Origin of the sequence: Cellulomonas hominis, from assembly GCF_901521055.1 — a bacterium.
Classification (GTDB): Bacteria; Actinomycetota; Actinomycetes; order Actinomycetales; family Cellulomonadaceae; genus Cellulomonas; species Cellulomonas endometrii.
The window spans coordinates 111,050-122,992 of the sequence record NZ_CABEGA010000040.1; the positions used below are offsets into that span (position 1 = coordinate 111,050).

12 protein-coding genes and 2 tRNA genes are annotated in these 11,943 nt (G+C 74.0%); 7 read left to right on the forward strand and 7 right to left on the reverse strand.

Annotated elements, in window-relative coordinates; genetic code table 11:
* Window positions 1–88 precede the first annotated feature (88 nt).
* Window positions 89–1,135: a hypothetical protein gene (locus KJP73_RS11790; protein WP_213283051.1), complete on the reverse strand. Its 1,047-nt coding sequence runs from the start codon at window positions 1,133–1,135 to the stop codon at window positions 89–91.
* Between the two features lie 764 nt (window positions 1,136–1,899).
* Between KJP73_RS11790 and KJP73_RS11795 the strand changes: the two genes are divergently transcribed.
* Genes KJP73_RS11795 through KJP73_RS11805 form a run of 3 tightly spaced genes read left to right on the forward strand, consistent with a single transcriptional unit; the run spans window position 1,900 to window position 4,288 of the window.
* A complete protein-coding gene (locus KJP73_RS11795; RefSeq protein ID WP_213283052.1) occupies window positions 1,900–2,154 on the forward strand; it encodes a hypothetical protein in 255 nt (84 codons plus the stop codon).
* Window positions 2,151–3,560 carry a hypothetical protein gene (locus KJP73_RS11800; RefSeq protein ID WP_213283053.1) on the forward strand — a complete coding sequence of 470 codons (1,410 nt, stop codon included), beginning with the start codon at window positions 2,151–2,153 and terminating at the stop codon, window positions 3,558–3,560. Before KJP73_RS11795 ends, KJP73_RS11800 begins: the two co-directional genes overlap by 4 nt.
* Window positions 3,557–4,288 (forward strand): ABC transporter ATP-binding protein, encoded by a 732-nt coding sequence (locus tag KJP73_RS11805; protein ID WP_213283054.1) that lies wholly within the window; start codon window positions 3,557–3,559, stop codon window positions 4,286–4,288. The genes KJP73_RS11800 and KJP73_RS11805 overlap by 4 nt, the downstream gene beginning before the upstream one ends.
* Before the next feature lie 69 nt (window positions 4,289–4,357).
* Here KJP73_RS11805 and KJP73_RS11810 read toward each other — a convergent pair whose 3' ends face one another.
* The gene (locus KJP73_RS11810) at window positions 4,358–4,885 is read right to left on the reverse strand and encodes a hypothetical protein (protein WP_213283055.1); all 528 of its coding nucleotides are present in this window, start codon (window positions 4,883–4,885) and stop codon (window positions 4,358–4,360) included.
* Between the two features lie 197 nt (window positions 4,886–5,082).
* Between KJP73_RS11810 and KJP73_RS11815 the strand changes: the two genes are divergently transcribed.
* Window positions 5,083–5,475, forward strand: coding sequence for a DUF7144 family membrane protein (locus KJP73_RS11815; RefSeq protein ID WP_213283056.1), 393 nt, complete (start codon window positions 5,083–5,085; stop codon window positions 5,473–5,475).
* A gap of 43 nt (window positions 5,476–5,518) precedes the next feature.
* Here the strand turns inward: KJP73_RS11815 and KJP73_RS11820 are convergent, their stop codons facing one another.
* From KJP73_RS11820 to KJP73_RS11830, 3 genes are all read right to left on the reverse strand, one after another.
* Window positions 5,519–6,373, reverse strand: a complete 855-nt coding sequence (locus tag KJP73_RS11820; RefSeq protein WP_213283057.1) for an alpha/beta fold hydrolase — start codon at window positions 6,371–6,373, stop codon at window positions 5,519–5,521.
* A gap of 171 nt (window positions 6,374–6,544) precedes the next feature.
* Window positions 6,545–6,617, reverse strand: a tRNA-Asn gene (locus KJP73_RS11825).
* A 63-nt stretch (window positions 6,618–6,680) separates the two neighbouring features.
* Window positions 6,681–7,190 carry a hypothetical protein gene (locus KJP73_RS11830; protein ID WP_213283058.1) on the reverse strand — a complete coding sequence of 170 codons (510 nt, stop codon included), beginning with the start codon at window positions 7,188–7,190 and terminating at the stop codon, window positions 6,681–6,683.
* 66 nt (window positions 7,191–7,256) lie between these two features.
* On the opposite strand from KJP73_RS11830, the gene KJP73_RS11835 reads away from it, so the two are divergent.
* Both KJP73_RS11835 and KJP73_RS11840 read left to right on the forward strand, forming a co-directional pair.
* A tRNA-Ile gene (locus KJP73_RS11835) sits at window positions 7,257–7,330 on the forward strand.
* 342 nt (window positions 7,331–7,672) lie between these two features.
* Window positions 7,673–9,205: a peptide MFS transporter gene (locus tag KJP73_RS11840; protein WP_213283059.1), complete on the forward strand. Its 1,533-nt coding sequence runs from the start codon at window positions 7,673–7,675 to the stop codon at window positions 9,203–9,205.
* Window positions 9,206–9,239: 34 nt separating this feature from the next.
* Here the strand turns inward: KJP73_RS11840 and KJP73_RS11845 are convergent, their stop codons facing one another.
* Window positions 9,240–9,815 (reverse strand): hypothetical protein, encoded by a 576-nt coding sequence (locus tag KJP73_RS11845; protein ID WP_213283060.1) that lies wholly within the window; start codon window positions 9,813–9,815, stop codon window positions 9,240–9,242.
* A 135-nt stretch (window positions 9,816–9,950) separates the two neighbouring features.
* Between KJP73_RS11845 and KJP73_RS11850 the strand changes: the two genes are divergently transcribed.
* Window positions 9,951–10,748: a transglutaminase-like domain-containing protein gene (locus tag KJP73_RS11850; protein WP_213283061.1), complete on the forward strand. Its 798-nt coding sequence runs from the start codon at window positions 9,951–9,953 to the stop codon at window positions 10,746–10,748.
* Between the two features lie 234 nt (window positions 10,749–10,982).
* On the opposite strand, the gene KJP73_RS11855 is transcribed toward KJP73_RS11850, so the two are convergent.
* Window positions 10,983–11,759, reverse strand: a complete 777-nt coding sequence (locus tag KJP73_RS11855; RefSeq protein WP_213283062.1) for an SDR family oxidoreductase — start codon at window positions 11,757–11,759, stop codon at window positions 10,983–10,985.
* Between the last annotated feature and the right edge of the window lie 184 nt (window positions 11,760–11,943).

Consider the following 11,943-nt stretch of genomic DNA (forward strand, 5'->3'; position numbering starts at 1 on the left):
AGGGGTCCGGTGTTCGCGCACCGGGCCCCTCTTCTGCGGGGTCTGCGCGGGGATCAGGTCACCGGCGCCCCCCTTGCCGCGGCCACGCTCAGCAGTCCCACACGTCGCCGTGCTCGTCGCCGCACCAGCCGCCGCCCTCGGTCTCGGTGACGACGGTCCAGCCCTCCGGCAGCGGGTCGCCCGGCGTCCAGGTGATGCCCGGTGCGCTCGGGGCCGTGGGCGCGGCGGGGGCGGTGCGTGAGCCGGGCGCGCTCGGTGGCGCGCCGTCATCGCCGGGCCTGGAGCCTCCGGAGGACCCGGGCCCGCTCCTGCGCCTCGAGGCGGCGGCCTCCGCCGCGAGGCGGTCCTGCTCCGACTGCCAGGTCGCCTCCGCCGCGGCGAGGGCCGCACGGGCGTCCGCGAGCGCCTCGCTGTGGGCTCCCGCCTGCGCGGCGGCGCGCCCGAGCGCCTCGACGCCGACCGGTGCGGGTGCGCCCCGGTCAGCCGTCGCGGCGTCGATCGCCGCGGCGAGCGCCTGCCGGGCGGCGTCGTCGGGCACCCGGCCCGCCGAGGCGGCGAGCGCCGCCGCACCCTCGTGCAGGGCGGCGTCCAGTGCGGCCAGCGCACCGGCGTGATCGGCGGTCGCCCGCGCGAGCTCCCACTCCGCCTGCCCCTGCCGTACGGCCCGGGTCGCGGCCGCCAGCAGCCCGGTCCGTTCCACCGCGGCCGCAGCGAGCGCGCGGGCGGACGCGGTGCGCGCCGCCGCGGAGTCGCGCGCCGGCACCGTCGTGGCGGGCACGGCGACCAGCAGACCGGCGAGGTCCTCGCGGACGGCGTTGTCGGCGACCCGCTGCGCGGCGTCGGCGAGGGCGTCACGCCCGGCGTACCGGGCGGCCCGGAGCTCGCGCCCGGCGCGATCGAGGTCGGCGAGCGCCGCGGCCGCCTCGCGTTCCGCGGCGGCGTCCGACCGGTGCTGGGCCACCCCGAACCCGGCGACGAGGACCGTCACCGCGACCAGGGCGCCGGTCAAACGCCGGCCACGGAGCGTCGGCCGCCCCCGGCCGGCAGGGGTGGCGTCCGATGCGGCAGCGGAGGCCGTGAGGTCGCCGGGCAGCGTGGGCAGCGCCACGGCGGAAGGGGCGGGGGGTGCGCTCATGGATAGTGCTCCTGGTCGGGGGCTGGTGAGCGCGGCTGAGCTGCCGACTGTAGCGGCCACCTCAGCCCGGGCCGAGCGCCACTCGGTGCCCTGGGGACCGACGCTGGCGCGTCGTCGTTGTGCGTCTCCGGCACGGCCCAGCGCCCTCGCCACGTGGCGTGGCGTCGCGACGCGGTCCAGGTCCTCGCCACCCAGCGCGCAGAATCCCGCAGTCTCACGTGCCGATCACCACCGGGTGCCACCGAGAATACGAACAATGGCACCGGGAAATACCGCAAAAGGGACGCGGCTCGTTTGTGGCGATCACCACCCAGGACGAAGGTCCAAGTGCTAGTCGCCACCTCCATGCTTCTCCGGGATACGCGCGATCGCGCTTGACCCGGGGTGGGACGCGGTGCATCCTGTCCATGACTCAATGACGACGTGACAGCGGCACCGACTCACCCTGAAGCCTGTCACGTCGGTCGATCCTTTCACCGTATTCCGGATCCACGACAAAGTGAGGATGTGCATGCCCGCATCCCCGCGGGTACCTCGTGGCTTGCTCTTTACTCCTCGCGCCAGCTCCTCCCTCATCAACTCCCGCACGTCGCTGCTCTCCCAGGGTCGAGGAGCGGACCGCGTGGGACTCAAGATGAACTACTGGGTCTTCCCGGCCTTCTACGTGCGGATGAACGACACACACCTCTTTCCGAGGTTCGAGCGGATGGTCGTCCACAGCGGGCCTCCTCATCAATGCGGCGGTAGGTGCAATCGCGTTCTGGTTGGTCGAGACGCTCAGCCTCGGTGGCGTCGGAACATTCGTCGTGACGTGGTACGCGGTGGCGATGATGATGAACGCGGTGCCGCTGCTGAACTCCGACGGGTACAGGGTCTTGCTGGCGGCCTGCGGCGTGACGGAACGCCGCGAGGTCCGGCAGAACCCGCCGATGGTCCGCCTCGCCGCAGGTGCCAGCGTGGTGGTCGCGGTCGGTTACGCGGCGGCCTTGGGGATCCGGCTCATCGGGGCGTTCCGATGATCGTGCGACTCGCGACGCTGGCCGCGCGGGACCTCGTTCATGGGTATCGCGCCTGGCTCGCTCTGCTCGTGAGTGTGTGCGGCATGGGCGTGGTGTTCGCGCTGTCGCTGGCGCTCCTCCTGGTCGGCGCGAGAGCCAGCGGTGAGGCTCAGGACGCCTACGTCGCCGTCGCCGGCGTCGCCCTCGTCTTCTCGGTGCTGACGGGTGTGGTGAGCCTCGCGCACGTCGCGCGGGTGTCGCTCGCGCTGCGGCGGCGTGCCGTGGCCCTGTGGCACGTGGCGGGAATCCTCCCCGGCGAGGCGTTCCTCATGACGCTCGCCCAGGTGATCGCGGTCTGCCTCGGTGGCGGGCTGCTCGCGGTCGTGCTGGCGCCAGCCGCCTGGACGCCGTTCGCGACCTTCGTCAGCAGCACCGGCCTTCCCGAGGCGCCTGGCCTCAGCGGGTCGATGCCAGCGCGAGCGACGTTCTGGGCCGTGGTCTCCTCGATGTCCGTGGGCGCCCTCGGTGGCGTGCCGGGTGTCCGCGCGGCGGCGCGTCAGGGCGTGCTGGACGGCCTCGACCACACCCGCGTCACCGCCGCCCGGCGGGGCGGCGGAACTCGGACCGCGGTCCGGGCGGTGCTGGTGGTCCTCGTGTCGGCCGGGACGGTTGCGCTCTACTGGGCGATCAGCACGGTCCGTGCCCTTGCCACCGACGAGCTCGGCGACTTCCTCACGGTCTACCCCGGGATGGGGCTCCTCGTCCTCATGGTGACGGCCCTCTCCGGCGGCTGGTGCATCTCGGTGATGTCGCGAGTGGCCGCGTGGTCGACGCCACTGGGGCGGGCTCCACTCGCGGGGTATCTCGCTACCCGAGCGGCGTCCGGTCGACTGGACCACACGCGCGGGCTGGTCGTACCGGTCGCGCTGTCGACCGCAGTGACGGGGATCGTCCTCGCGTGGACCGGCAAGCTGGCCACGATCCTCGGTGGCGGCGACGGGAGTGGCGCTGTGCGGGCCCCCGGAGACCAGCTGGTGCTCCTGATCGGTGGGGCGGTCGCGATCGCGATCATCGCGTCGTCGTCGGTGTCGTACGCCTCGGTGGACGTGCGGGTCAAGGACGTGGCCCTCATGTCGGCGATGGGCACTCGTCCTGCCGTGCTCTACGGCCAGGCCGTCGCGGAGGCCGCCTTGTACGCGGTCATGGCTGCATCGCTCGCCTATGCCGCCATCGGGCTCAACGAGTGGGCGATGTCGACCGCACTGGCGCACGGCCCGGTGCCCACCGCTCCTCTCGAACCGCTCCCGAGAGAGCCCCTGCTCCTCGTCGCGGTGGCGTTCGTGCTCAACGCCACGAACCTGCTGTCCCTGACTGGCCACGCGGTCAGCCGGGATCCCGTCTCCGTCATCGCGAGGAGCACCACATGAGCCCGATCGTCAGAGCGCGAGGAGTCCGCAAGGCGTACCGCCACGGACGATCCCGGCGCCATGCCCCGGACGTCCTGCGCGCGGTCGACCTGGACGTCGGCGCCGGTGAGTTCGTCGCCGTCGTGGGGCGGTCCGGGAGCGGGAAGTCGACCCTGCTGTACTGCCTGTCGGGCCTCCTGACCGCGGACGACGGGTCGATCGTCGTCGACGGGGTCCCGCTGGACGGTGCGTCACACTCCCGACTTGCTCGGTTCCGTCGGGAGCACGTCGGGTTCGTGTTCCAGCACCTCAACCTGATCGAGTCCGCACCGGCCGCGGGGAACGTCGCCCTGCCAGCGCGACTCGCCGGGGTGCGTACCGGCACGGCGTCGGTGAACGCCGCGTTGGACACCGTGGGTCTGAGCGGTCGTCGGCGGGCTCGACCGCACGAGCTGTCCGGGGGTGAGCAGCAGAAAGTGGCGATCGCCCGCGCCCTCGTGCGGAGGCCGCCCGTGCTGTTCGCGGACGAACCGACCGGATCGCTCGACGTCGCGGCCACGATCATGGTCATGGAGCTCTTCCGTGAGGTCGTCGCTGCGGGTACGACGCTGGTGATGGTCACGCACGACCTGGAGATCGCCGCCCGAGCCGACCGGGTGGTCGTCCTGGCCGACGGGATCGTCGACACCGAGCTCGAGCGTCCGTCGGTCGAACAGATCTTCGCGGCGATGGCTCATGGAAGCCGATGACCCAGCCGGCAGCGCGGCGCTGCGAACCGACCGCGACGAGCCCAGACGACTCCCCCGGCGCGACGGGCCTCAGCCCTCCGCCACCGCCCACACCACGTCCTGCGACCCCGGAGGCAGCGTCACCTCGCCCCACGTCCCGATCGTCACGGCGAGGTCGCTCGCCGCGTCCACCGACTCCGGCAGGGCGACCACGGTGGTCGTCGGGACGTAGTCGGCGGTGCAGGGGTCGTCGCCCTGCTCGGGGAACGTCACCTCGACCGCGTCGGTCCCCGCTGCCCCTGCGGTGGCGTCCGCGACGTCCGGGCAGGTGCTCGACCCGAAGGTCACGACGTACAGCAACGTGTCGTCGGCGGTGCGCGCGGCGCCGGCGACCGCGTCGGCGGGCTGCTCCCCGGCGCCGGGCGGCAGGCCGGGTGCGGAGGATCCCGCGGTGAGCTCCAGCTCTCCCCCGGCGGTGGCGGTGGGCGTCGTGCCCTCGGTCGCCTCGGTGCCCGAGGTCCCGGGCTCGTCGCTGCCGCACGCCGCCAGCGCGCCGACCAATCCGCCCACCAGCGCGGCGGCGCCCACCGCCCGCACGACCCGGGCTCGACCGGCCACGGGCTGGGACCTCTGCCATGCGCTCACGGGACCGCTCCGTCCGCCGACTGCCTGGTCCCGCGAGGCTACCGCCGCGCAGGGCCGACGCCCAGGCCCCGCGTCCGCACCCATCCGCAACGGGTGATGCCGCGCGTCCGCGCCCGCTCCTAGCGTCGAGGCGGGCTCCACCGGCAGGTACGACGAGAGGAGAGGTCCCCATGAGCGAGACCCGCAGCACCGCAGCGGTGGGCTTCACCGTCTTCGCCGGGACGGTGATGATCGTGATCGGCGTGCTCCACGCGATCCAGGGGTTCGTCGCCCTGATCAACGACACCTTCTACGTGGTCGGGCAGGAGTGGGTGTTCTCGTTCGACGTGACCACCTGGGGCTGGGCGCACCTGCTGCTGGGCATCGTCGTGGCCCTGGCCGGGGTGTTCGTGTTCACCGGCGCCGTGTGGGCACGGACGGTCGGCGTCCTGGTCGCGGGGCTGAGCATCGTCGTGAACTTCGCGTGGCTGCCGTACTACCCCGTGTGGGGCCTCGTGGTGATCGCCCTGGACGTCTTCGTGATCTGGGCGCTCACGGCCCACGGCCGGGACATCGTGGTGTGAGGGGCTGACGGGCGCGGGCCTGCTGGGCTCGCGCCCGGGGCCCTCACACCCGCGGCACCTGCACCGCGACGGCGAGGCCCGGTTGGTCGGGGTCGTCGACGATCTCCCGCCCGTCCAGCCACGACCCGATGACGTGGGCGAGCTCCCCGGGGTGCGAGTAGTTCATCGCGTGCGCCGCGCCACGGATCACCACGAGCGTCACGTGCGGCGGGGCGAGCCGTGCGACCTCCATGACCCGCCAGCGCGGCGGCATCATCGGGTCCCGGCTCCCGACCACCGCGAGCGCCGGCACCGACAGCCGCAGCAGCCGCTCCAGCGACGGGTAGCGCACCATCTCGTCGAAGAGCCGGAGCGTGTTCGCGGGCCCGAACCGGAGGTAGTCCGGCACGGCGACGCGCGCCATGGCCGGGCTCTCCCGGGGCCCGTCCTTCGCCAGCTGGGCGAGCCCCCGGGACAGCGGCTGGTTGTACAGCCCGCCGGCCGGGGACGCGAGGACGATCCGCTCGACGCGGTCCGGGGCCACGTGCGCGACCTCGAGGCCGACCGGGCAGCCCATCGAGTTGCCGACCAGGACCACCCGCTCGAGCTCCAGGGCGTCGAGGACGCCCAGCAGTGCCTCGCCGAGCGCGGGGATGCCGAGCGTCGTCCCCCAGCCCTCGGACCTGCCGTACCCCGGCAGGTCCGGCACCACGTTGGTCGCGCGGCGAGCGAGCAGGCGGGCGGTCGGCATGAGGTACCTGCCGGAGATCGCGAACCCGTGCACGTGCACGATCGGAGTGGCGCCCGGGACGGGGTCGCTGACGCGCACCCGGACGTGGTGGTCGCCGACCCGGACGTCCTGGTCGGCCCAGCCCTCCTCGACGGCGGAGTCGCGGCCGGGACGACGTCGCGCGGGCATCGGGGCCCCCTCTCGCGGCCCGCCCGGCGGTGGGCGGGCGGCCACGGACCCATGCTGCGCGGTCCCCGACCCCCGCGGCCTCATCCGTACCGGGTGGTGCCGCACGCGCGCGGGACCGGCCGCGAACGCAGAGGACCCCCGGCAGCACGGGGCTGTCCGGGGGTCCTGGTGCTCCCTCGACTGGACTCGAACCAGTAACCGTCCGATTAACAGTCGGATGCTCTGCCAATTGAGCTACGAGGGATCGCGCGGGAAGAACTCTAGCAGCCCGCCGGGGGTAGTTCCGCCACGTCCGGTGCAGGCCCGCTCAGCCCCGCAGGCCGGCCGCGGACCGCACCCGCGCCTCGGCCTCGTCCAGCACCGCGGCGACCGCCGGGTCCGACACGTCGACGCGCCCCGACCCGATGACCTGGGTGAACAGGTCGCCGTTCTCGCCCCGCCGCAGCACGACCCGCACGGGGCCCGCGCCCGGGACCGTCACCGTCTCGACGTGCACGACCGAGGACTGCACCCGCTCGCGGAACGTCTGGGCGAAGGTGACGGGCACCGGCGGCGCAAGCGGCAGCTCCTGCACGGCACCGGTGACCCAGTGCACCGTGATGGCCGCGGGCTCCGGCGCGAACGACGCCCGGTCGACGTCCGTCCACGGGTGCCGGACCACGTCGGGACCGTCGGTGACGTACAGGGCCCGGCGGGTGGCGGCGAGCCACCGGTCGCCGCTGAGCGCGGCGGTCGCGAGCACGCGGTCGCCCGGCGGGAGGTCCAGCGAGCGGCGCACGTCGTCGGGCAGGGCGTGGCGGCGGGAGAAGAGCGGCACGAGGCTCCACGGTAGTCGCCCTCCCGGCGCTGCCGTGCCGCCCGTTCGGTAGCCTGACCCGCGTCGGGGCCAGTAGCTCAGCCGGTCAGAGCAGCGGACTCATAATCCGTCGGTCGTGGGTTCAAGCCCCACCTGGCCCACCTCGTCACCTACGCACCGTCCCGCCGGTGCGTGCTCGGTGGCGCGCTCACCTGGGACGCACGTCCCACGACCAGCACCCAGCGGCGCGGCAGCGAGCACCCAGATCCGGCACGGGCACCACTCAACGCCGGCGCTCGCCTTGCGGGTGCTCCGTCGGTCGTCCCATCCTGGAACGCGGGTCCCGCCGCTCTGCGCGAGCCCTGGGGCCACCTCCCTCGCCGCAGCGGGGGGCGTGCGCTCGGCAAGTCGAGTGCCTGGAGAAGACTGATGAGAACCGCTGTGACCCCTGTGCGCCGCACGCCGCGCGCGGGCCTCCCCTGCTCGCAGACCGGCGCGGGCCGATGACCGCGACGGGGGCGGCCGCCGGTCCCGACGAGCGCCCCGCCGGCGAGCTGGCCGGGGACCGGGCGTTCTTCGGGCACCCGCGCGGGCTGATGACGCTGTTCACCACGGAGCTGTGGGAGCGGTTCAGCTACTACGGGATGCGCGCCATCCTGCTGTACTACCTGACGGACTCCGTCGCCGACGGCGGCCTCGGGATCGACGACCGGACCGGGCTCGCGCTGGTGTCGATCTACGGCACGAGCGTCTACCTGCTCTCGGTCGTCGGCGGCTGGCTCGCGGACCGGGTGATCGGGTCCCGCCGGGCCACCCTGTACGGCGGCGTGATCATCGCCGCCGGCCACGTCGCCCTCGCGCTGCCGAGCGCCGGGACGTCCTACCTCGGCATCGCCCTCGTCGCGCTGGGCACGGGCCTGCTGAAGCCCAACGTGTCGAGCATGGTCGGCGAGCTGTACGCCCGGGACGACCCGCGACGCGACTCCGGCTTCTCGATCTTCTACATGGGCATCAACATCGGGTCGTTCACCGCCCCGTTCCTGGTCGGCGCGGCGCGCTCGTGGGGCGGGTACCACGCGGGCTTCCTGGTCGCGGCGGTCGGCATGGCCGTCGCCCTGGCGTTCTTCGTCGCGGGCGGCAAGTACCTGGGCCGCGCGGGCGGCACGGCGCCGAACCCGGTGCGCCGCGAGGAGCGCCCGCAGCTGCTGCGTGGCCTGCTCGTCATCGTGGCCGGCGTGGTCGTCGTCGGCGCGATCGCGGCCGTCGTGTCCGGCGGGTTCAACCTCGACACGTTCATCGACACGATGTCGTACCTGGCGTTCATCGCGCCGGTGGCGTACTTCATCGTGATGTACCGCTCCCCCAAGGTCACGGACGCCGAGCGGCCGCGCGTGATCGCGTACATCCCGCTGTTCGTCGCGGCGATGCTGTTCTGGATGATCTTCGAGCAGGCGGCGACGACGCTGGCCGCGTTCGCCGCCGACCGGACCGAGCTGAGCTTCTTCGGCCTGACCATCAGCCCGGAGTTCTTCCAGTCGGTGAACCCCGCCTCGATCATCATCCTGGCGCCGGTGTTCGCGTGGATCTGGACGAAGACGCAGGACCGGCCGCCGACCGCCACGAAGTTCGCGATGGGGCTCGGGCTCGCGGCGGCGTCGTTCCTGGTGATGTCCCTCGCCTCCGCGGCGATCGGCGACGGCAAGGCCCCCGCCTGGGTGCTGGTCCTCGTCTACGTCATCCAGACGCTCGGCGAGCTGTGCCTGTCCCCCGTCGGTCTCGCCGCGACGACCCTGCTCGCCCCGCGCGCCTTCCGCACGCAGGCCATGGCGATCTGGTTCCTGGCCCCCGCGGCCGGGCAGGCGATCACCGCGCAGCTCATCAAGGCCACCGAGGGCACGTCGGACACCCTGTACTTCGGCGGCATCGGGGCCGTGGCGATGGTGTTCGCAGCGGCGCTGCTCGCGCTGTCGCCGTGGGTCACGCGGCACATCCGCCGCGCGGACGAGATGGAGGGCACGGTCAGCGCGGGGACCTGATCCGGTCCCGTGGTGGCGCGGGTCGTGGCGCCGGTCAGCCCCACACCCGGCGCCACCACGGGCGGGCCCGCTCGGCAGCGTCGCGCCGCTGCCCCACGTGCACGGCCGCGTCGTCCGGCAGGGCAGCCCGTTCGGCCTCGTACGTCGAGACGAACCGCTGCAGCTCCGCGTCGTGCTGCACGCGGTCGAACACGAACGGCCCGCCCGGCACGATCAGCGCCTCGTCGCCGTCCCAGGCACCTCCCGTCTCCCACCGGAAGTCGCGCCAGACGACCGTGGTCGGCGTGCGTTCGACGCGCATCCCGATCGCACCGCAGCCGAGGTCGGCGCAGGCGGCGCACACGTACAGGGCCGCCCGGTCGTCGGGCAGCTCCGGGTCGACGGTCTCACCGAGCAGGACCAGAGCGCCGTCCACGGAGGGACGCGGCCAGCTGTGCACCAGGACGGGCACGTTGTCGCCGACGGGGCCGAACCCGCGGGTGTCGAGCGCGACCTCGTCGGGCTGGAGCCCCAGCAGTCGCCGGACCGGTACGCCGTCGACGAGGGGCTCCCAGAAATAGGCGCCGTGCTCCGGCGCCGCACCGGGCACGAGCGTAAGGAGGTTCGACACGCGGCGATCATGGCACCACCGCACGGCGGTGCGTCCCTGGCGCACCGGCGGCGCAGGCCGCACACTGTGCTCGCCGGGCTCCGCGCCGGCACCGCGACGCCGCGTCCCTCCCCCGCCGAAGGAGCCCCGAGCCCCGTGCTGCGCACCGTGACATCCCACCTGTCGATGCAGGTGCACGCCCCCGCCGAGCTGGTGCTGGCGGTGACGGTCGCCGAGGGCGCGCACGACGTCGACGAGCTGCTGCGCGTGACCCGGGACGGCGCCCCGGCCGACGTGGTCGAGGTGAAGGGGCCGCACGGGACGCGCCTCCACCGCGTGGACAGCGGGCCGGGGCTCGTGGAGGTCGACTACCGGGCGACGGTCACCGGCCGGGACGCCGCGCCGGAGGTCACCGACGCGGACCTCATCGAGTACCTGCGCCCGAGCCGGTACGCCGACTCGGACAGGCTCCTGGCGTTCGCCGGCGACCAGTTCCGCGGGCTGCGGGGCCACGAGCTGCTGGCGGGGGTGGTCGACTGGGTGCACGGGCACCTCGTGTACCTCTCCGGGTCGAGCCAGCCGACCGACGGCGCGACCGACACCCTGCTCAAGCGGCGCGGGGTGTGCCGGGACTTCGCGCACCTGGTCGTCGCGCTGCTGCGGGCGCGCGACCTGCCCGCCCGGCTCGCGGCGGTGTACGCGCCGGGGCTGAGCCCGATGGACTTCCACGCAGTGGTCGAGGCGTACGTGGACGGCGCGTGGCACGTCGTCGACGCGACCCGGCTGGCACCGCGGCAGTCGCTCCTGCGGATCGCCACCGGGCGCGACGCGACGGACACCGCGTTCCTGTCGACGTACCGCGGCGAGGTCACGTTCCAGGAGCTCACGGTGACCGCCACGGTCGACGGCGTCCTGCCGCTCGACGACGGCACGCGGCCGGCGACGCTCGGCTGACCGCGCCGCGCCGCGCCGCGCCCCCGGAGTGCACCCGGGAGGCCGGCCGGCCGCCGGGAGTCCGCCCCGCAGCCGGGAGTGCGCCCCGCAGCCGGGAACGCGCCCGCTGCTGGGGGCGCAGTCCCCACCACCGGGCGCAGTCCCGACGGGTGGGCGCAGTCCCGACGGGTGGGCGCAGTCCCCACCGGTGGGCGCAGTCCCCTCCGCGGGGCGCGCGGGCGCCCGGCGGTGCCGTCAGGCGTTGCGGGCGATCTGGGTGTTGCTCACCTGCGCGCGGGGGCGGACCACGAGCGTGTCGATGTTCACGTGGTGCGGCCGGGTCAGCGCGAACGTGATGACGTCGGCGACGTCGTCCGCGAGCAGCGGCTCGTAGCCCTCGTAGACCTTCGCGGCGCGGGTGGCGTCGCCGGCGAACCGGACCAGCGAGAACTCCTCGGTCGCGACGTTGCCGGGCGCGATGTCGATGACCCGGACCGGCTCGCCGATCAGCTCGAGCCGCAGCGTGGTGGTGAGCATCCGCTCCGCGTGCTTCACGCCGGTGTAGCCGGCACCCCCCTCGTACGGGGCGATCGCGGCGGTGGACGTCACGACCACGACGTCCCCGCGGCCGCTGGCCTTGAGCGCCGGCAGCAGGGCCTTCGTGATGCGCAGGGTGCCGAGCACGTTGAGGTCGTACATCCGCTTCCAGCCCTCGACGTCGGCGTCCTCGACCCGGTCGAGCCCGAACGCGCCGCCCGCGTTGTTCACGAGCGACGTGAGCCCGCCGGTCTCCTGGACGTGCGCGACCAGCCGGGCCACGTCCTCGTCGCTCGTCAGGTCGGCGGGGAACGCCTCGGCGCCGGTCTCCGCGGCGAGCGCCTCGAGCCGGTCGGCGCGGCGGGCGACGGCGACGACGTCCCACCCCTCGGCGCGCAGGCGGCGGACCGTGGCGGCGCCGATCCCGCTGGACGCCCCGGTGACGACGGCGCGGAGCCGGGGGGACGCGGGCGCGGAGGACGTGCTGGAGGACATGCGGGGTCCTTTCGGGAGGGAACGACGTGCCGGGACGCACCCTACGACCGCGCGCCCGGACCGCGAGGTCGTCACTCGTGCACGAAGTCGTCAGTCCTGCGGGACGACCTCGTGCACGAGTGACGACCTCGCGGTCCGGGCGCGCGGTCGTAGGGTGCGTCCCGGCACGTCGTTCCCTCCCGAA